This window comes from Actinokineospora iranica, from assembly GCF_900101685.1.
Taxonomy (GTDB): domain Bacteria; phylum Actinomycetota; class Actinomycetes; order Mycobacteriales; family Pseudonocardiaceae; genus Actinokineospora; species Actinokineospora iranica.
This window is the reverse complement of sequence record NZ_FMZZ01000023.1, coordinates 1-19,107: the sequence shown is the minus strand read 5'-3', so window position 1 is coordinate 19,107 and position 19,107 is coordinate 1. Positions and strand designations below refer to the sequence as shown.

19 protein-coding genes are annotated in these 19,107 nt (G+C 69.1%); 17 read left to right on the top strand and 2 right to left on the bottom strand.

The features are described 5' to 3' along the window. Positions 1 to 199: 199 nt before the first annotated feature. The 14 genes from BLS56_RS28895 (at position 200) to BLS56_RS28830 (ending at position 13,756) form a co-directional block, all read left to right on the top strand. Positions 200 to 1,441, top strand: a complete 1,242-nt coding sequence (locus tag BLS56_RS28895) for a DUF6801 domain-containing protein (RefSeq protein WP_139191056.1) — start codon at positions 200 to 202, stop codon at positions 1,439 to 1,441. Between the two features lie 82 nt (positions 1,442 to 1,523). Beyond that, positions 1,524 to 2,705, top strand: coding sequence for an ABC transporter ATP-binding protein (locus tag BLS56_RS28890; RefSeq protein WP_091457354.1), 1,182 nt, complete (start codon positions 1,524 to 1,526; stop codon positions 2,703 to 2,705). An 80-nt stretch (positions 2,706 to 2,785) separates the two neighbouring features. Then, positions 2,786 to 3,508, top strand: coding sequence for an MlaE family ABC transporter permease (locus BLS56_RS28885; RefSeq protein WP_091457423.1), 723 nt, complete (start codon positions 2,786 to 2,788; stop codon positions 3,506 to 3,508). Between the two features lies 1 nt (position 3,509). Continuing rightward, a complete protein-coding gene (locus tag BLS56_RS28880) occupies positions 3,510 to 4,349 on the top strand; it encodes an MlaE family ABC transporter permease (RefSeq protein ID WP_091457351.1) in 840 nt (279 codons plus the stop codon). Beyond that, positions 4,346 to 5,578, top strand: coding sequence for an MCE family protein (locus tag BLS56_RS28875; protein ID WP_091457349.1), 1,233 nt, complete (start codon positions 4,346 to 4,348; stop codon positions 5,576 to 5,578). The genes BLS56_RS28880 and BLS56_RS28875 overlap by 4 nt, the downstream gene beginning before the upstream one ends. Before the next feature lie 5 nt (positions 5,579 to 5,583). After that, the gene (locus BLS56_RS28870; protein ID WP_091457420.1) at positions 5,584 to 6,603 is read left to right on the top strand and encodes an MlaD family protein; all 1,020 of its coding nucleotides are present in this window, start codon (positions 5,584 to 5,586) and stop codon (positions 6,601 to 6,603) included. Beyond that, positions 6,600 to 7,589, top strand: coding sequence for an MCE family protein (locus tag BLS56_RS28865; RefSeq protein WP_228772020.1), 990 nt, complete (start codon positions 6,600 to 6,602; stop codon positions 7,587 to 7,589). Before BLS56_RS28870 ends, BLS56_RS28865 begins: the two co-directional genes overlap by 4 nt. Beyond that, positions 7,589 to 8,602 (top strand): MCE family protein, encoded by a 1,014-nt coding sequence (locus BLS56_RS28860; RefSeq protein ID WP_091457343.1) that lies wholly within the window; start codon positions 7,589 to 7,591, stop codon positions 8,600 to 8,602. The genes BLS56_RS28865 and BLS56_RS28860 overlap by 1 nt, the downstream gene beginning before the upstream one ends. Continuing rightward, entirely contained in the window at positions 8,602 to 9,702 is a 1,101-nt protein-coding gene (locus BLS56_RS28855; protein ID WP_091457342.1) for an MCE family protein, read from the top strand. The genes BLS56_RS28860 and BLS56_RS28855 overlap by 1 nt, the downstream gene beginning before the upstream one ends. Then, on the top strand, positions 9,702 to 10,916 hold the full coding sequence (locus BLS56_RS28850) for an MCE family protein (RefSeq protein ID WP_091457417.1): 1,215 nt from the start codon (positions 9,702 to 9,704) through the stop codon (positions 10,914 to 10,916). The genes BLS56_RS28855 and BLS56_RS28850 overlap by 1 nt, the downstream gene beginning before the upstream one ends. 26 nt (positions 10,917 to 10,942) lie before the next feature. Beyond that, entirely contained in the window at positions 10,943 to 11,494 is a 552-nt protein-coding gene (locus BLS56_RS28845) for a hypothetical protein (protein ID WP_228772019.1), read from the top strand. A gap of 26 nt (positions 11,495 to 11,520) precedes the next feature. Then, on the top strand, positions 11,521 to 12,213 hold the full coding sequence (locus BLS56_RS28840) for a nuclear transport factor 2 family protein (protein WP_091457336.1): 693 nt from the start codon (positions 11,521 to 11,523) through the stop codon (positions 12,211 to 12,213). 436 nt (positions 12,214 to 12,649) lie between these two features. Beyond that, positions 12,650 to 13,159 carry a DddA-like double-stranded DNA deaminase toxin gene (locus BLS56_RS28835; protein WP_091457334.1) on the top strand — a complete coding sequence of 170 codons (510 nt, stop codon included), beginning with the start codon at positions 12,650 to 12,652 and terminating at the stop codon, positions 13,157 to 13,159. Next, positions 13,160 to 13,756 (top strand): Imm1 family immunity protein, encoded by a 597-nt coding sequence (locus tag BLS56_RS28830; protein WP_091457332.1) that lies wholly within the window; start codon positions 13,160 to 13,162, stop codon positions 13,754 to 13,756. 343 nt (positions 13,757 to 14,099) lie between these two features. Here the strand turns inward: BLS56_RS28830 and BLS56_RS28825 are convergent, their stop codons facing one another. Continuing rightward, positions 14,100 to 15,407, bottom strand: coding sequence for a PucR family transcriptional regulator (locus BLS56_RS28825; RefSeq protein WP_228772017.1), 1,308 nt, complete (start codon positions 15,405 to 15,407; stop codon positions 14,100 to 14,102). A gap of 311 nt (positions 15,408 to 15,718) precedes the next feature. Beyond that, the gene (locus tag BLS56_RS28820) at positions 15,719 to 16,888 is read right to left on the bottom strand and encodes a helix-turn-helix domain-containing protein (RefSeq protein WP_228772016.1); all 1,170 of its coding nucleotides are present in this window, start codon (positions 16,886 to 16,888) and stop codon (positions 15,719 to 15,721) included. A 748-nt stretch (positions 16,889 to 17,636) separates the two neighbouring features. On the opposite strand from BLS56_RS28820, the gene BLS56_RS28815 reads away from it, so the two are divergent. The 3 genes from BLS56_RS28815 to BLS56_RS28805 all read left to right on the top strand — a co-directional run. Further along, positions 17,637 to 18,194: a hypothetical protein gene (locus BLS56_RS28815; RefSeq protein ID WP_091457326.1), complete on the top strand. Its 558-nt coding sequence runs from the start codon at positions 17,637 to 17,639 to the stop codon at positions 18,192 to 18,194. 31 nt (positions 18,195 to 18,225) lie between these two features. Next, positions 18,226 to 18,681 carry a hypothetical protein gene (locus BLS56_RS28810; RefSeq protein WP_139191055.1) on the top strand — a complete coding sequence of 152 codons (456 nt, stop codon included), beginning with the start codon at positions 18,226 to 18,228 and terminating at the stop codon, positions 18,679 to 18,681. A gap of 27 nt (positions 18,682 to 18,708) precedes the next feature. Further along, positions 18,709 to 19,107: phospholipid carrier-dependent glycosyltransferase (locus tag BLS56_RS28805; protein ID WP_139191054.1), on the top strand; the 399-nt coding region annotated here is incomplete at its 3' end.

The following is a 19,107-nucleotide window of genomic DNA, read 5'->3' as shown; positions in this document are numbered from 1 at the left end:
TGGAGGGGCCTGTGTCGCCCCGCCGTGTGCTGGGTAGTGCACAAAGTGGACCATGGAATTGCGCGACCCGTGACAAGTCCCGCGCCATTACGCATCGGTAGGGAAAGCACTGTTGTCATGCTGGTGACACGCTGGTAACGTCCCTTGCCGTGGTTCGGCGTGCGGTTTGCGCCTATTCCCTCCGCTTATTATCCGGCAGGTGAGTGGTCGTCTCATGAACGTTTCCCGGTCTCGGAAGAGCCGCCGTGTCGCGGTGCGAGTCATCGCCGCTGTCGCGGTCGGCGCCGCGGTCGCGGGCGGGCTCTACTTCACCGGCGCCGCCACCGCGGGCCAGACCACGGCCGCGGGCAGTTTCGGCTGCACGCTTCCGGACGGGGAACGGGTCGACGTCCCGGTCGAGTTCGGGCTGACCGTGCCCTCGACCGCCGTCGCGGGCGACGCGGTGACCGCTGAGCCCACCGCGAAGCTGACCCTGCCCGCCGCCGTCGTGGACGCGCTGCGGGGCGGCGGGACGACGGTCGACACCGCCGTGCGCCCCAAGCTCGCCCTGCACCAGGGAGACGCCCCCCAAAACCTCCAGGTCGCCGACCTGACCTCGTCGAACCCGCTCCCCGGGGGCGGTGAGCTCGGCGTCGTCGCGATCGGCAAGACCGTCACCTTCACCCCCGCCGAGGGCGAGGCGAAAGTGGAGCTGAGCGGCCTCGACGCCACCCTCCGCAGCGGCGGCCTGACCGTCGACTGCGCCGCCAACCCGGGCGCGGGCGCGCTGGGCACGGTCAACGTGACCCCCCGCGCCGCGCAGGCCCCCGCCGCGCCCCAGGCCCCGGCGGAGAACCGGGCGCTGGCCCAGCCGCCGGTGACGGCCCAGGGGCTCATGTACTACTTCGACCTCACCGCCACCACGCGTATCGCGAAGCTCAAGACCAACGTGGTGCTGACCGGTGCGCTGGCGACCGACATCGAAATCGCCGCCCCCGGCCCGGAAGGCAACAAGATGACGGGCACGATCGACCTCAAGCCCACTGAGGCGTACCTGGTGGTCTTCAAGTTCATGCCCGTGACGAACAAGCTCTCCGGGCAGGGCACCGTCAACGGCTTCGCCACGATCGCGCCGGACAAGGACGGCGACCTCGCCGCCACGCTCAAGAAGACGACAGCCGAGGTCACCCTGAAGGTCCTCGAGGTCCGCCAGGACGGCGTCGACCTCAAGGTCGGCCCCAACTGCCGCACCGCGACCCCGCTGAAGCTGTCGATGGAAGGCGCGGTCAAGCTCCCCGAGGGCAAGCGCAGCGTCCTGAAGTCGGTCGCGGCCATCCCAGCGTTCACCGGCTGCGGCACGACCGAGAACCTCGACAAGCTGATCAGCGGGCTGGTGTCGGGTCCGGGCAACGAGGTCGAGAACGTGCTGGTCTCACGGGGAACGACGGCGCCCGCGCCATAGCCGCAGTCTCGTGCTTCGCGAGCCGGGCCCGCCCAGCCGCCGAAGCCGCCGATAGTCCACAGTAGTTCTCCCGGGAGGTGTGATGGGTGTCGAGGTCGTCGTCGAGGGCCTGAGCAAGTCGTTCGGCAGGCAGGCCATCTGGCGGGACGTGACGCTCACTCTGCCCTCTGGTGAGGTCAGCGTGCTGCTCGGTCCGTCGGGCACCGGCAAGTCGGTGTTCCTCAAGTGCCTGATCGGGCTGCTCAAGCCGGAGAAGGGCCGGGTCGTCATCAACGGCGTCGACCTGTGCTCGTGTCCCGAGAAGGACATGTACGAGATCCGCAAGCTGTTCGGGGTGCTGTTCCAGGACGGCGCCCTGTTCGGCTCGATGAGCATCTACGACAACGTGGCCTTCCCGCTGCGGGAGCACACCCGCAAGAGCGAGAAGGAAATCCACAACATCGTCATGTCCAAGATGGACATGGTCGGTATGCTCGGCGCGGAGCAGAAGCTGCCCGGTGAGATCTCCGGCGGTATGCGCAAGCGCGCCGGGCTGGCCCGCGCGCTGGTGCTCGACCCGCAGATCATCCTGTGCGACGAGCCGGACTCCGGTCTCGACCCGGTCCGCACCGCGTACCTGTCGCAGCTGCTGATCGACCTGAACGCGCAGATCGACGCGACGATCCTGATCGTGACCCACAACATCAACGTCGCGCGGACCGTGCCGGATAATCTCGGCATGCTCTTCCGCAAGGAACTGGTCATGTTCGGTCCGCGCGAGGTGCTGCTGACCAGTGAGGAGCCGGTCGTCGAGCAGTTCCTCAACGGCCGCCGCATCGGCCCGATCGGCATGTCCGAGGAGAAGGACTCCGCGCAGATGGCCCAGGAGCAGGCGCACTTGGAGGCTGGCCACCACGACGGCTCCAGCGAGGACATGCGCGGCGTCGTCCCGCAGCTTGAGCCGACTCCCGGCCTGCCGCCGCGCGACGCGGCCCGGCGCAGGCGCCAGCGGGTCATGCAGATCCTGCACACGCTGCCCGAGCCTGCCCAGCACGGCATCCTCGCCAGCCTCAGCCGCGAGGACTTCGACCGCTACCAGGACTGGCGCCGCCGCACCGCGGGCATGGCCATGCCGACCGCGCTGCCCGAGCGCCCCCCGTCCCGCCCGGTCTCGCCGCAGCAGGCGCACCAGGCGACCCGCCCGATCCCGCCGCAACAGGTGCAGCAGGCCCCGGCGACGCGGCCGAGGCTGCGTCCGTGGCGGCGCGACGGGGGCGATCAGTGAGCACCACCACCCGTTCGCCGATCGAGGCGGCGAGCAACGCGGTCACCGGCGCGCTGCGCGAGTTCGGCAACCTGTTCGCGATGGGCCTCGACGTCGTCGTGGCCATGTTCAAGCGCCCGTTCCAGATCCGGGAGTTCCTCCAGCAGTTCTGGTTCATCGCCAGCGTCTCGATCATGCCCGCCGCACTCGTGTCCATCCCGTTCGGCGCGGTGATCACCCTGCAGCTCGGCTCGCTCACCGCGCAGATCGGCGCCGACTCGTTCAACGGCGCGGCCAGCGTGCTCGCGGTCGTCCAGCAGGCCAGCCCGATCGTCACGACCCTGGTGGTGGCGGGCGCGGGCGGCTCGGCCATCTGCGCCGACCTTGGCTCGCGGACCATCCGCGAGGAGATCGACGCGATGATGGTGCTGGGCGTCTCGCCCATCCAGCGCCTGGTCGTGCCCCGGGTGCTGGCCGCGATGGCGGTGGCGATCCTGCTCAACGGCATGGTCAGCGTCGTCGGCGTCTGCGGCGGCTACTTCTTCAACGTGGTCGTCCAGGACGGCACCCCTGGCGCGTTCCTCGCCAGTTTCTCGGCCCTTGCCCAGCTCCCCGACCTGTGGGTGAGCGAGATCAAGGCGCTGATCTTCGGTTTCCTCGCCGGACTCGTGGCCGCCTACCGGGGCCTCAATCCGAAGGGTGGCCCGAAAGGCGTCGGCGACGTCGTCAACCAGTCCGTGGTCATCACATTCCTGCTGCTGTTCTTCGTGAACCTGGTGGTCAGCGTGATCTACCTGCAACTCATTCCGGCGAAGGGGGCATGACGTGGCGATCCTCAGCGGCCGCTACCGCCCGAGCCTGCAGCGCCCGTTCAACGCGCTGGAGCGCCTCGGCGACCAGCTCCGGTTCTACTTCCGGGCGCTGGCGTGGGCGCCGTTCGCGATCACCCGCTACTTCCGCGAGATCGTCCGGCTGCTCGCCGAGGTCAGCTTCGGCAGCGGCGCGCTCGCGGTCATCGGCGGCACCATCGGCGTGATGGTCGGCCTGTCGGTCTTCACCGGCACCGTGGTCGGCCTGCAGGGCTTCTCCGCGCTGAACCAGATCGGCACCGCGGCGTTCGCGGGCTTCCTCTCGGCGTACCTCAACACCCGCGAGATCGCCCCGCTGGCCGCGGCCCTGGCGCTGTCATCGACGGTCGGCTCCGGCTTCACCGCGCAGCTGGGCGCGATGCGGATCTCCGAGGAGATCGACGCGCTCGAGGTGATGGCCGTGCGGTCGCTGCCGTACCTGGTCACCACCCGGATCATCGCGGGCTTCATCGCGATCGTCCCGCTGTACGTGATCGGCCTGCTGACCGCCTACCTCGCGGCGCGCACGATCACGGTGGAGGTGTACGGGCAGTCGGCGGGCACCTATGACCACTACTTCACCCTGTTCCTCCCACCGGAGGACGTGCTCTGGTCGTTCGTGAAGGTCATGATCTTCAGTGTCGCGATCATCCTCACGCACTGCTTCTACGGCTACCGCGCCAGCGGCGGCCCGGCGGGCGTCGGCATCGCGGTGGGCCGCTCGGTGCGGACGTCGATCGTGATCGTCAGCGTCATGGACTTCTTCCTCAGCCTGGCGATCTGGGGCGCGACGACGACGGTGCGGGTGGCCGGATGAATGCGACGCGGCTGCGGAACCGGGCGCTGGGCCTGGTCTTCATCGTGATCCTGGGCGCGCTGGGCTGGCTCTCGATCGCGATCTACCAGAAGGCATTCGTCACCACCACGCCGGTCACCCTGCACACGGACCGGGTCGGCAACCAGCTCAAGGCGAACGCCGACGTCAAGATCCGCGGCGTGATGGTCGGGACCGTGAAGCAGGTCCGCACCACCGGCGACGGCGTCGCGGTGGACCTCGCGATCGACCCGGACAAGCTGCCCCTGCTGCCGAGCAACGTCTCCGCGCGCCTGCTGCCCAAGACGCTGTTCGGCCAGCGCTACGTCAGCCTGATCGTGCCCGAGCGTCCCTCCCGGCCGCTCGCCGCAGGCGACGTCATCCAGCAGGACACCACGATGCGCGCCATCGAGGTCGAGAAGGCGCTCAACGACCTGCTTCCGGTGCTGCAGGCGGTCCAGCCGCAGAAGCTGTCCAGCTCGCTCGGCGCGATCGCGCAGGCGCTGGAGGGCCGGGGCAAGCCGCTGGGGGAGACCCTGGCGACGATGAACCAGTATCTGGACCAGCTCAACCCGCAGATGCCGCAGATCCAGACCGACATCAGCCGGATGGCCGACACCGTCGAGGTCTACGAGGCGGCCGGGCCGGACATCGTGGAGGCGCTCGACGGGCTCACCGTCACCGCCAAGACTTTCGCCGAGCAGAAGAACCAGGTGGCGGAGCTGTTCAAGTCGCTGACCAGCACCACCAACGACGTGGACAAGTTCCTCCGCGCCAACCACAACACGCTGATCAGCCTGGCCGACGCCAGCCGCCCGACCCTGGAGAAGCTGGCGCGCTACTCGCCGGAGTTCCCCTGCCTGACCGACGCGGTGATCCGGCTCAAGCCGCTGATCGACAAGATGGCGGGCGTGGGCACCAACGAGCCGGGCCTGCACGTGAAGCTCACCGTGAAGGAGTCGCGCGGCGCCTACGTGCCCGGCCGCGACCGGCCGGTCTTCAACGCGGGCGGCGGCCCCCGCTGCCCCGGTGGCGGTGGCGGCGTCGCGCCTGCGTCGTACCAGCCCGACCTCGGCTCCGACGGCTTGGGCGTGGCGAACTCCCCGGAGGAAAACCAGTTCATCGCCGAACTGCTGGCGCCGGTCGAAGGGGTCAGTCCGAGTGAGATGCCGCAGTGGAGCAGCCTGCTCGTCGGCCCGCTCCTGCGCGGAACCGAGGTGACGCTGTCGTGAAGCAGTTGAAGGGCCTCGGCGGCCCGATCGTCAAGGGCCTGATCTTCACGGTGATCACCGTGCTGGCCACCAGCCTGCTCGGCATCACCATCGCGAACAAGGGCACCGGCGACGCCCTGACCTACCGCGCCCGGTTCAGTGACGTCACCTCGCTGAACCCCAGCGACGACATCCGCATGGCAGGCGTGCGCGTCGGCCAGGTCACCGACATCAAGATCGTCGACCGGCGGTTCAGCGAGGTCGAGTTCGAGGTGGACCGCCGCTGGGCGCTGTCCCCGACGGTCACCGCCACGATCAAGTTCCGCAACCTGATCGGCCAGCGCTACATCGCCCTCGACCAGGGCACCGGGTCCGGGTCGCTGAAGGAGGGCACGCTCATCCCGATGGAGCGCACCCGCCCCGCGCTGGACCTGACCGCGATGTTCAACGGCTTCAAGCCGCTGTTCCAGGCGCTCTCGCCCGAGGACGTGAACAAGCTGTCCATGGAGGTCGTGCAGGTCCTGCAGGGCGAGGGCGGCACCGTGGAGAGCCTGCTCAAGCACATCGGCTCGCTGACCACCACGCTGGCGCAGAAGGACGACGTGTTCGGCCGGGTCGTCGGCAACCTCAACACCGTGCTCGGCCAGATGAACTCCCGGGGCGACCAGTTCTCCGCCCTGGTCCTCACGACCCAGGAGCTGGTCAGCGGCCTGGCCAGGGACGCCAAGCCCATCGGCGAGGCGATCGACGGCATCGCCGCGCTGACCACGGCCACCTCGGGCCTGCTCGAACAGGGCCGGGAGCCGCTGCGTCGCGACATCGACGCCCTCGGCGCGCTGTCGAAGACGCTGGCGGACAACTCCCCGGCGTTCGACAAGTTCATCGCGAACCTGCCGATCAAGTACGAGGCCATCGGGCGGACCGCGTCGTATGGCTCGTGGCTCAACTTCTACCTGTGCTCGGCCTCCACTGACGCCCCGCCTGCCCCAGGGCAGTCGCCCGGCGACATCGGCCTGCCGGTCACCGACGCGAGGTGCCGATCGTGAAACCGTTCCGCGAACGCAACACCGTCAAGCTCGGCCTCGTCGGCTTGGCCGTCATGGCCGTGCTCGGCGTCCTGATCTTCACCTGGGAGAGCCTTCCGCTGGTCGGCGGCTCTGTCTACACCGCGCACTTCCGCGAGGCGGCGGGCCTCAAGCCCGACGACGAGGTCCGGGTCGCCGGGGTCAAGGTCGGCAAGGTGACCGACGTCGAGCTGGAGAGCACCTACGTGAAGGTGACCTTCCGCGCCAGGGGCGTCTGGTTGGGCGACCAGACCGTCGCCGCGATCAAGATCAAGACTCTGCTCGGGCAGAAGAACCTGGCGCTCGACCCGCTGGGCACCAAGGAACTCGACCCCGACACCCCGATCCCGCAGGACCGCACGGTCACCGCCTACGACGTCAACGACGCCTTCGGCGACCTGGCCAAGACGACCGGCGAGATCGACACCGCGCAGCTCGCGGAGAGCTTCAAGGTGCTCTCGCAGACCTTCGGGGCCACCACGCCGGAGAGCGTGCGCACCGCACTGGACGGCATGTCGAAGCTGTCGCACACGATCTCCTCCCGTGACCAGGAGCTCAAGCAGCTGCTGGAAAGCACCGCGGGGGTGAGCAAGACCCTCGCAGGCCGCACCGACCAGTTCCAGGCGCTGCTCGACGACGGCACCACCCTGCTGGCCGAGTTCGACCGGCGCCGCGACGCGATCGGCGCGCTGCTCAGCGGCACCCGCGACCTGTCCCGCCAGCTCTCCGCGCTGGTCGCGGACAACCAGGCGCAGATCGGGCCCGCGCTCGAACAGCTCGACCGGGTCACCGACGTCCTGCAGAAGAACCAGGACAACCTCGACCGCAGCCTGCGCCTCGCGGGCCCGTTCTACCGGCTCATCGGCAACGCTGTCGGCAACGGACGATGGATCGACAGCTACATCTGCGGGCTCATTCCGTCCGCGGACGGTTCCGCCGGGTGTGTTCCGCCGAAGGGAGGTCGCTGATGGCCACGACTAAGCGCAAGGCCCGCCTGCTGCGCCTGATCGCGCTCGGCGCGGTCGCGGTCATGGTGGTCGCCGCGGGCACGTGGGCGCTGGTCAACCAGGGCAAGACCCGCTCGCTCACGGCGTACTTCGCCGCGGCGGTCGGTCTCTACGCCGGGTCCGACGTGCGGGTGCTCGGCGTCGCCGTGGGCACCGTCGACTCGGTGGAGCCGCAGGGCCCCAACGTCAAGGTCGTCATGACCATCGACGCCGACGCCCCGGTCCCGGAGAACGCCAACGCCCTGGTCGTCACCCCGAGCCTGGTCAGCGACCGCTACGTGCAGCTCGCCCCGGTCCTCACCTCCGGCAAGCGCATCGCCGACGGCACGGTGATCCCGCTGGAGCGCACGGTCGTCCCGGTCGAGCTCGACGAGCTGTTCTCCAGCCTCGACCGGCTCACCACCGCGCTCGGCCCGGAGGGCGCCAACACCGACGGCGCGTTCAGCGACCTGATCCGCACCACCGAGGAGTACCTGCGCGGCAACGGCGCGGACATGGGCCAGACGGTCCGCGACCTCGGCGACCTCGCCCGCACCCTCAACGGCTCCCAGGACGACCTGTTCACCACCATCGACAGCCTCTCGAAGTTCGCCGCGCTGCTCGCGGCCAACGACGACAAGGTCCGCCAGATCGATGACCAGCTCTCGTCGGTGACCCAGTTCCTCGCCGACGAGCGCGCCACCTTCGACGCGGCGCTCAAGGACCTGTCCGTGGCGCTGGGCGCGGTCGAGGGGTTCATCAAGGACAACCGGGCCCGGATCAAGTCCAACGTCGACAAGCTGGCAGGAACCACCAAGCTGCTCTCCGACCAGCGTGCTTCGCTGGCCGAGGCGCTCGACACCGCGCCGCTCGCGCTGACCAACGTGGTCAACGCCTACGACCCGGCGACCCACACCATCGACGGCCGGGCCAACCTCAACGAGTACTCGATGCTGCCGCTGCCGCGGACGGCCGACGCGCAGGGAGGCAACTGATGCGCGCGTTGACACTCCGGAGGACGCGGCAGACCGGGAAAGCGGTGACCCGGGCGGCGGTTCTCGCGCTCGGCGCCACGCTGCTCGCGGGCTGCGGCTCCGGCCTCTATGGCGTGGACCTGCCCGGCGGCGCCGACCTCGGTGACCACCCGTACCGGGTCACCGCCGACTTCAAGGACGTGCTCGACCTCGTCCCGCAGTCCGGGGTCAAGGTCGATGACGTCACCGTCGGCAAGGTCGAGGCCATCGAGCTGGCCCCGGACGGCCGCATCGCCCGGGTGACCCTCGCGGTCAACGGGTCCGTGCGGCTGTCGGGGACCGCGCTGGCCCGGCTGCGCCAGTCCAGCGTCCTGGGCGAGAAGTTCGTCGAACTCGACGACCCGGCCGAGGAAGCCCGCGAGGGCGTCCTGGCCGACGGCGCGAACATCCCGGTGGAGCGGACCAACCGCAACACCGAGATCGAAGAGGTGTTCGGCGCGCTGTCCATGCTGCTCAACGGCGGCGGCGTCGGTCAGCTTCAGCAGATCAACCGCGAGCTGAACGCCGCTCTCAACGGCAACGAGAGCGACATCCACGCGCTGCTGACCAACCTCAACACCTTCGCGGGCGGCCTCGACAGCCACCGCGGCGAGATCGTCCGCGCGCTCGACGGCCTCGACCGGCTCTCGACCTCGCTGGCCGGGCAGAGCGACAAGATCAACGGCTTGCTGGACAACCTGACCCCCGGCATCAAGGTGCTCTCCGAGCAGCGCACCCAGTTCGTGAACATGCTCAACGCGCTGAACTCGCTCTCCGGGGTCGCCACCGACGTGATCAAGAAGAGCAAGGACAACATCATCGCCGACCTGCGCGCCCTGGAGCCCACGCTGCGCAAGCTCAACGAGGCGGGCCAGCAGCTGCCGCAGGCGATGGAGCTGCTGTTCACGTTCCCGTTCACCGACGGCGCGATGAACGCGATCAAGGGTGACTACATCAACACCTACCTCTCGCTCAACTCGCGGACGCACGGGCAGGGCAGGCCCGCCCCCGCGTCCGCGCCGCTGCCGCTGCCCTCGGCCGACCTCGGCCGGCCTGAGACCGACGGAGGTGCAGGCTCGTGATCATCACCCGACGGGTCCAGGTGCAGTTGACGATCTTCGTGCTCGTCGCCCTGCTCGGCATCAGCTATGTCGGCGCGCGCTACGCGGGCCTCGACGCCCTCTTCGGCGCGACCGGCTACCGGGTGAAGGTCCGCTTGGCCGACTCCGGCGGCATCTTCTCCAACGCCGAGGTCACCTACCGCGGCGTCGCCATCGGGCGGGTCGCCGATCTGCACCTGATTCCCGACGGCGTCGAGGTCGAGTTGCGCATCCGCGACGACGCCCCGCAGGTCCCCGCGGACACCGAGGCCGTCGTCGCCAACCGGTCCGCGGTCGGCGAGCAGTACGTCGACCTGCGCCCCCGCCGCGACGGCCAGCCCTACCTCACCGACGGCTCGGTGATCGGCCGCGAGTCCACCAAGATCCCGCTGGCGAGCGAGACCGTGCTGCTCAACCTGGACAAGCTGGTGGAGTCGGTGCCGCGCGAGGAACTGCGCTCGCTGGTGGACGAGCTCTACCTCGCCACCCAGGGCACCGGCCCCAGCCTGCAGGCGCTGCTGGACTCGGCGAGCAGCTTCACCAAGCTCGCCACCGAGAACCTGCCGCAGACCACGTCGCTCATCAAGGACTCCGGCACGGTGCTGACCACGCAGGCCGAGAGTTCCGCGGCCATCAAGAACCTCGCGGTCAACAGCAAGCTCATCGCCGAGCAGCTTGGCCGCTCCGACGCCGACATCCGGTCCCTGCTGGGCAACGCGCCCGGCGCTGCCGCGCAGGTCAGCGCCCTGTTGCAGGAGAGCGGCCCGTCGCTGGGCGCGGTGCTGGCCAACCTGCTGACGACCTCGAACGTCCTGGCCACCCGGCAGAACGGGCTGGAGCAGATGCTGGTGGTCACCCCGCAGGCGGTGGCGGTGGCCGGTGACGTGATCCGGCCCGACGGCGCGCACTTCGGCCTGTCCTCGACGTTCTTCGACCCGCTGCCGTGCACCGCGGGCTACGAGGGCACCCGCTACCGCAACGGCCTGGACACCTCGCCAGCGCCGTTCAACACCAACGCGCGCTGCGCGCTGGCCCCGAGCAGCGGCAACGTGCGCGGCTCGCAGAACGCCCCGTCCGGCGGCGGTGTCCCGCCCGCGGTCGCGCCCGCGAGCTACGGCGCCACCAGCACCCTGCCCGACCAGCAGAGTCCGCGGCTGCGCGGTTCACTGGACGAGATGCTGGCCCTGACTCCGTGACCAGCGTGCCGACCAGGGAAGCGGACATGAACAACACCGACAGCGACACCGACACCGATCCCCAGCGCACGGCGCGCTCGCCGCTGCTGGTGGTGGCCGCCGCTGTCCTCGCGGTGGCGCTCGGCTTCGCGCTGTGGGCGGGCTACGGCCTGTACTCGGCCGAGACAGACCAGGACGCCGCCAGGGCCGCGGAGCGCGACAACGCCCTCGCCGCGGCCCGGTCGGGCGTGGCCACCTTCAACACGCTGGACTACCGTGAGGTGGACAAGGGCCTGGACCGCTGGCTGGCGGGCTCGACCGGCGGCCTGCGCGAGGAGTTGGCGCAGACCCGTGAGGCCAGCAAGCAGCGGGTGATCGAGGCCAAGACCACCAGCGAGGGCCGGGTCACCGACGCGGCCCTGACCGACTTGGACACCGAACGGGGCACCGCGAAGGCGATCGCCGCCGTGGAGATCGTGGTGATCCCCGACGGCGGCCAGCCCGCGACCAAGCGCAGCCGGTTTCAGGCCGAGCTGACCAGGACCGAGTCGGGCTGGCTGCTCAGCGCCCTCGGCCAGGTCCCGATGAGCACGGCCTGACCGGCGAAGCGAGAGGAACACCCGATATGCGCACCGGACGCCCCGACACCACGGCCCGCGGCGGCCGCAGGCCGGTGGTGGCGGGCCGCGCGGCCCGCCGAGCAGCCCAAGAGGCGTCCCGAGCCGAGCAGCACCCCACCGCCGCCCCGGACGCCACTCCAGAACCCGACGAGCAGACCCCGGCAGGCGACGCGGGCACCGAGCAGGCCCCCCCGCGCGGCCGCCCGGTGCTCGCGCTGGTCCTCCTGGCCCTAGCCCTGCTCCTGGCTGGCGCGGGCGTCTGGATGACCATCCGCGCCGACCAGGTCCGCGACGCGGCCAGCGACAACACGGCCCTGGTGGACATCGCGGCCACAGCCGAAGTCAGCACAGCCGTCCGCGACGGCCTGGAGAAGATCTTCTCCTACAAGTTCGACGACACCGTGGTCACCGAACTGGCCGCCCGAGACCTCCTCACCGGCGAGGCGTCAGCCCAGTACGTCCGCCTGTTCCAACAGGTCCGCGAACAGGCCCCCGCGCAGAAGTTGGTCCTCCGCTCCAAGGTAGTGATCTCCGGCGTCTCGGTCCTCGACGGCGACCGCGCCACCCTCCTGGTCTTCCTCGACCAAAGCGCCACCCGAGGCGACACCGGCGAACCCACCTCCGGCGGCGCCCAACTGAGCGTGACCGCGGAGAAGGACGACGGCCGCTGGAAGATCTCCCAACTCATCCCCAGGTGATTTCACGCAGAACGTGACAATACGCAGAGCTATTGTCATCGATCTTCGGTGAATTACGTCCCAACGCTTGTCCCCTAAATGGCCCAATAGGTAAACTCAACGTGTCGGCCGCGTTTGGGGGCCGGTCGGGGAAACCTATCAGGACAGGCAGCGTCGCCCGTCCACGCGCGATGCCCTGGCGGTGGTTTGAAACCCTACCGCTGTTGGGTGAGCATCCGCTTAGAGAGGGCAGGCGCCTTGCGCCTGCCCTCTCACGTATTTCCCATCCTCAACGCTTCCCGGCCCACCCCGCCCCCCCCCTGCTGGCTGCTCGCGGAAGCGAAGCAGTGAAGGCGCCTGCCAACCTGCCAACCAACCCCACCCACCCAGGCGTTCGGTACGAGCGGGACAAGACACCCGCCCTACTGCCACCGCACCCAAGGCTGCCAGATGCACGCTGGGGGGTGGAGCAGCAAGGACACCCGCCCCCCACAAAGCCGTACCCGGCCTTGCCAGCAACCCCAGCGAACCAGCCCGGGAACCACTCCACCCCATCGAGCAGACCACAAGAGCCCGGAGACCCCCAGCCAAACCGCGTTGTCTCACGGCTTGCGCGAAGACGAGGAGGGCGCGTCGTGGCGACCAGGACGGCGCCGAGCACCGGTACACCAGCGGCGAGGACGCCGACTACGACAAGGTGGCCAAGAAGTTGCGTGACCTCGGGTTCGCGCCCGACCGAGCAGGGCGCTACCCAGCCGCGTCGCACGCCGAGGTGAAGCTCGCGTGCTGGATGCGCGAAACCGGCGTCAAGCACGTGGTAGCAGTGATCAACAACAGCAAGGGCGTGTGCGCCGACGAAGATCAAACGTGCGACGCGCTCACCAGCGCACTACCGCCACGCGGGTATCTGCTCGAAGTGTGGTCGCCCGGCAAGGCGAAGCCGACCAAGCTACCCGGAGGTGCATAGGTGGACATCGCTGACCGGCTCGTGATCGGTCATCACAACGGATCGGTGTTTCCGCATTTGGTCGCTGATGACGAGAACGAACACGCCTGGTTGGTGGACGCGCTGCTCCGGGAGGACAATCCTACGGAGACCTGGTTTCACGTGTGGGGCGGTCCGGCGACATTCCCAGGTCCGCAAGGAAAGCGCCCCCGTCGATGGTTGCGGATCGGCTACCACGGCGGCTACGGGGCCGCGTTCTTCCACGACGACCTCACCCCGCCCGGCGACGACTGGGCCTGGATCGCCCTCAACCCCGACCCGTTGGCCGATGCCCCGTCGATCTTCTACGACCTGCCGACTCCGGTGATCTTTCCACCAGTCGCTGTGCTGCCACTGGACCAACTCCGTGACGTGATCCTGGACTGGTGCCGCACCGGCGAACGTCCGGCAGGCGTCAGGTGGTTGGCCGTCAACTCCCAGGTCTGGGACCTCGACGAGCACGGCGAAGTGGTGCCCGACCCTGCTCGCCCGCGTCGCACGATACATACCGTGATCGGCAACCAGGTCGTCCGCGAACACGGCTGGGGCACCGGCCGAACCCGCACCAGCCGAGGCTGATGATCCAACTTGCTCTCCTGCCAACCGCGCCCAAAGTCGCCAGGTGCCCGATGGGAGCAGAGCAGCGCACTCACCCACTAGCCAGCCGCACCCAACTCTGCCAGATCCTCGGCAGAAGCGGACAGAACCCGTCCCACCTCAAAGACCGCACCCGTCCCTGTCAGGTCCTCGATGGGGTGGAGCAGCAAGGACACCCGCCCTCCTGCCAGGCCAAGAAGCATTCGCGAGCAACCCCCGCGAACCAGTCCGGGAACCACTCCACCCCATCGAGCAACCCCACGAAAGCAAGCACCCCAGCGAGCAGACCCCACAGCCAGTTCCAGAGCAGCCCCCCGAGCACCCCTCACCGAGAATGCTCAAACCCCCGCAGCGTCCGCCGGGCCCGCAACGCCACCTCGATGTCGAACCGCCGGTCCGGATCCTCCAGGTTGGCCCCGAACAGCCGCTCAAGCTGCCGCAACCGGTACCGCACAGTCTGCGGGTGCACATCCAGCAGCTGCGCGATCTCCGGCGCGCTACGCCGAGTCTCCAGCCAGATCAGCAATGTCTCGCTGAGCTTGTCCCGCTGCTTCCCCGTCAACTCCGCCATCGGAGCCAGCGCGCGCTCGGAGATCTCCTGCACCAGAAACGGATCGTTCAGCAGCCACAGCACCGACATGTGCCGGTCGAACCAGGTCACGTCCGTGTCCGGCAGGGCCCCTTGGCTCACCAGCCCCAACGTTCGCCGGGCCCACCGCAAGGACTCCGCGGCCTCGGTCACCGGCACCGTGGGGCCCACCGCCGCCCGCCACCCAGGCAGCTCCTGGCTCAGTTTGTGCAGCGCGTCCCGGTTCTCCTCGGCGAGCACCAGGCACGGCTCGTTGCCCTCCAGGTCCACCAGGATGCGGCTGTCGAGGGTGGCCCCGGGAAGCTGCTCAGGCTCATCCCCGCGTAACTCCAGCGCCACCGTGACGACCCGCTCCGGAACCGGCCACCGCGCGGCCTCGGCGAGCCGGGCCAGGGTCTGCGGAGTCGCGGCAGCGGGGGAGAGGATGACCTCCAGCAACTGCCGCCGACGACGTTCCAGGGCGCCCATTTCGCGAGCGCGCACCGAAGCGTGCCCCTCCACCGACAGCGCGGACAGCTCGTCGATGTAGGCGAAGATCGCCTCGGCGAGCAGGCACAGCGTCGAGGTCGGCACCCCGGCGCGGTCTCCCACCTGCGACATCCGCCGCCAGGCGACCCTGGCTCCGATCCGGTAAGCCGTCTGCAGGACGTCCAGGATCGGCCCGTCGTAGAGCTCGTGGACGCCGAGTTCGCGGAACAGTTGCGCCCGGTCGTCCTGTGGGGCGGTGGGGTCGGCGAGCCGGTCGATGAACTGCATGATGGCCTGTTGGATGCCCTCGGTGACCGAGCGGCCGAAGGAGCCGTCCATGCGTCTGCCGAAGGCCGGGATGGCCCGGTTGAGCTCGCTGCGGATCTCTTCGGTGAGGTCCTGCACGCCGGGGCGGAACAGTGGCGCGAGGTTCGACGGCAGCAGGGACCACAGGTCGATCGAGCTGACGTCCTGGTCGTCCCGGTCGCCTGCCGCGGCGGGGGAGAGCAGGGAGTCGAAGGCTATCCGCAGCGGGAACTCGGCTAGTCCGTCCGGTTCGTCGCGCTGCTCTGACACCGTCGGCCTCCTGGTGCGTGCCAATCCCGACCGGCCGGTCGAAGATTGCCGTCAACGTATTTCGGGCGTTATTCCGTGCCGGTCACGCAAAGGCAGGCAGGCGTGTCACCCGTCACGGAATCTACAGTGATTCGCGGGTTCGGCGGAACTTCTCCGAGACTTATTCTGCAATACGCTTGTGATATGAGAGAAATTATCATGAGCCGACAAGCCTGGGGGCTGCTTCTGCGAACTGTTTGAGTACGACAGCGGGGATAGGGCGACGGCCGGTCCCGCTGGGCGGGACCGGCCGTCGGCCTAGGGAAGCGGTTTCAGCTCGCGCGGGCGGGTGTTTCCCGGCCGTCGTGCGCGCGGTCGCCCGGCCACAGCAGCCGGTGCGCGCGCAAGGCGATCTCCAGGTCCAGCCGGGAGTCCGGGTCGGCGAGCTGGTCACCGAACAGCTTCTCGACCTGGCGCATACGGTAGCGCACGGTCTGGGGGTGGATTTGCAACCGTTCGGCGATCTCGGGAGCGCTGCCGCGTGTCTCCAGCCAGGCCAGCAGGGTCTCCGCGGTGCGGGCCCGCTGCTTCGCGGTCAGGTCCGCCAGCGGGGCCAGCGTGCGCTTGAGCAGCTCGCGCACCAGGAACTCGTCGGCGAGCAGCCACAGCGTGGACAGGTGGTCGCGGCACCAGGTGACCGGGCCGTCGTTGATGACGCCGCGGTGCACCAGGCCCATGGCGCGCCGGGCCCAGCGCAGCGAGGTCGCCGCCTCGCGCAGCGACACCATCGGGCCGACGCAGGCCCGCCTGCCGCGCAGCTGCTCGTGCAGGCCGCGCAGCTGCCGCTGCGGGTCCGACATCACCAGGCACGGCATCTCGCCGTCGAGGTCGGTCAGCACGTCCTCGTGCAGGCCGGGGCCACTGAACTCGTCGGACTCGCCGTCGGCCGCCTGCTCGACGACGACGACCGCCACGGAGTCGGGCACCCGCCAGCGGGCGGTGCCCGCGAGTTTGGTGATGGTCGCCATCGATGCGGGCGGCTCGCTCAGGATCAGCTCGACCAGCCTGCGTCTGCATCGTTCGATCACGCCGACCGACTGGGCTTGCGCCGCGGTGTAGCCCTCGATCGACAGGGTGGAGATCTCGTCGACGTAGGCGAAGATCGCTTCGGCGGCGACGGTCAGCATCGAGGTGGGCAGCCGCTGCTGCTGGCCCCACGCGGCGAGGTGGCGCCAGGCCACTCGGCCGCCGACCCGGTAGGCGGTCTGCAGGCAGTCCAGGCTGCGGCCCTCGCCGAACTCGACCCGGCCAAGCTGGCGGAACACGTTGGCCCAGTTCTCGTCCTGGGCGCCGCCGACGCCGACGGTGTCGAGGATGCGCATGACCGCCTGCTCGACGCCCGCGACCATGATGGCGCCGAAGTGGCCTTCCAGCGGCTGGGCGTAGGTGGGCACCGCGCGCTGGATCTCGCGGATCATGTCTTGGGTGAGCTGCCCGACCATCGGACGGAAGCGCGCAACCAACTCCCTTGGCAGGCTCGCCCAGAGCGCGGTGGCCCGGTCGTCCTGCGACGGAATCCTCGATACGGGTCCGTGCGGAGTAGGAAACTGTGGTCGGCTTCCTTTGTGCTGGTCCTTCCGAGTGGTCGGGGGTGCGGGTCGGTTGCCCAGTTCTATCGGCATTCTCGTCCCCTTGTCGCTCACAAAACTCCGCCGCAGCGCGCCGTCGGGCGGGCGCTATTTTGTGACGACGACCATAAGTTCGGCACACCGGGTGTGTCAAATGCAACCGTTACGTGACGGTTGCGACACTCGTATGGGTCATAAGTTACCGCAGCTTTCTGCGAAAATGGTGGAAACCGAACCGGCGTCTTGTGAGTTTGTGACAAAACCACTGTCGGCCCCTCATTCGATCGGCCGGACGGACCACTGCCGTGCGTCCGCTCCGGTGGATCTTCGCCTTGATTTTCCCACGTCATGGGTCAGGTGGCCGGACGCATCACCCGGATGGCGGCACCCGATCGAGGCGGCTCGCCCTGTGCAACCTTCAAAAGTTACCCACCGGGACTGTGTGGGGGTGACAAAACCCTCGAAAGGTCCACGCTGGTTCCTTGGTGGTTCTTGCCGGGGCCGTTGGTGTTTCAGTAGGGTTTCATCCAGTAGTCGCCAAGTGGGCCAGGGGCGGACATTCGCAGCCGGCATATGGCTTCGGCGCGATCTCTTTTCGTCTTTTCGAGAAGGAAGCAGACTAATGATGGGTCGTCTCGTCCCCGCTCTCGCGTCGGTGCTGGTCGCGGCCGCCGCCCTGGCAGGCTGCAGTTCGGATTCCCCGGACACGGTTCCGCCGCCGGAGAGCCCCGCCGTCGGCTGGGTGGAAAAGGTCTGCCAGTCGGTCGACGCCACGAGCGCGAAAACGACGCAGTTCCCCGCCTTCGACCCGACCGACCCGGCGAAGACAAAGGAAGGGCTGCTCACCCTGTTCGGGACGCTGAGCGAGGGACTGACCCAGGTCGGCGACACCATCACCGGCGCGGGCGCCCCGCCGGTCGCCAACGGCTCCGCCGTGGTGGACAAGGCCCTCGCCAACATCGACGGCGCGAAGACCTCCCTCGATTCGGTCATCAAGAAGGTCGAGGCAGCCCCGACGAACGACCCGGCCGCGTTCCAGGCCGCCCTCACCGAACTCGGCGCGAGCACGGACGTGTTCGAGAAGTACAGCGAAGGCCCGATGAAGGACCTGCGCGAGAACCCCGAGATCAACGACGCCTTCGGCAAGGCGCCGACCTGCCGCAAGGTCGCGGGCATGTGACCGACTGGCACAACCAGGAGGTGTTGTCGCCGTGACGACCTGGCGACCGGATTCGCGGGCCCGTTCTGTGCCCGTCGCCGACGTGCTGTCCCGGGAAGGCCGTGACCTTCCCGGGCGCAGCCCCCTGCCCCGTCGCGTCGCGGGAGCCGCGGCGGGGTTGGCCGTCGCGGCGGGCGCGTTGTTGGCGGTCACGGGTGAATCCGAGCCGAGGGACGTCGCGGGCACCCAGCACCCGCCCGCGCCGACGACCCCGGTCGCGCAGCCGAAGATCCCGTCCGCCCGGGTCGCCGAGGCGGCCGTGGTCGCGCCACCCGCCGCCGCTGCCGCCACCACCCAGGTCCAGGCGCCCGTGCCCAAGCAGGCCGTGCCCGTCCAGCGCAAGACCGAGGCCAAAGCCGAGCCCAAGCCCGCGCAGGCCAAACCCGCCACCGTGGCCGACCGGATCCGCGAAGCGATGGCGCCGTTCACCCAGTACTGGGGCGGTTGATGAGCCGGGCCCGCGGGGAGCCCGGCCATGCTGCTTGAGACCGTCCCCAAGACCGACCCCCCACCACGCCCGCCCGCCAGCCCCGGGCGGGCGTTGGCTACCCCCATGCCCGCCGACCGGCTGCGCGGCTGGCTGGTGACCGCTGTGGTCGGGTTGCTGGGTGGGTTTGTGCGGTTGTGGGATTTGGGGTGGCCGACTGATCATGGCACTCCGGTGTTCGATGAGAAGCATTATGTGCCGCAGGCGTGGCAGATGCTGCGCAATGGGGGGTTTGAGGACAACGCCGGTTATGAGTTGACGGTGCATCCGCCGTTGGGCAAGTCGTTGATCGCGGTGGGTGAGTGGTTGTTCGGCTACAACGGCTGGGGGTGGCGGTTCTCCGCGGCTGTGGCCGGTGTGGTGATGGTGGTGTTGGTGGTGCGGATC

Excerpts from the sequence above, each read along its gene's own strand:
- BLS56_RS28840 (WP_091457336.1), top strand. The coding sequence starts at position 11,521 with ATGCGCACCGGACGCCCCGACACCACGGCCCGCGGCGGCCGCAGGCCG.
- BLS56_RS28890 (WP_091457354.1), top strand. The coding sequence starts at position 1,524 with ATGGGTGTCGAGGTCGTCGTCGAGGGCCTGAGCAAGTCGTTCGGCAGG.
- BLS56_RS28885 (WP_091457423.1), top strand. The coding sequence starts at position 2,786 with ATGGGCCTCGACGTCGTCGTGGCCATGTTCAAGCGCCCGTTCCAGATC.
- BLS56_RS28860 (WP_091457343.1), top strand. The coding sequence starts at position 7,589 with ATGGCCACGACTAAGCGCAAGGCCCGCCTGCTGCGCCTGATCGCGCTC.
- BLS56_RS28845 (WP_228772019.1), top strand. The coding sequence starts at position 10,943 with ATGAACAACACCGACAGCGACACCGACACCGATCCCCAGCGCACGGCG.
- BLS56_RS28875 (WP_091457349.1), top strand. The coding sequence starts at position 4,346 with ATGAATGCGACGCGGCTGCGGAACCGGGCGCTGGGCCTGGTCTTCATC.
- BLS56_RS28855 (WP_091457342.1), top strand. The coding sequence starts at position 8,602 with ATGCGCGCGTTGACACTCCGGAGGACGCGGCAGACCGGGAAAGCGGTG.
- BLS56_RS28815 (WP_091457326.1), top strand. The coding sequence starts at position 17,637 with ATGATGGGTCGTCTCGTCCCCGCTCTCGCGTCGGTGCTGGTCGCGGCC.
- BLS56_RS28820 (WP_228772016.1), bottom strand. The coding sequence starts at position 16,888 with ATGGTCGGGCAGCTCACCCAAGACATGATCCGCGAGATCCAGCGCGCG.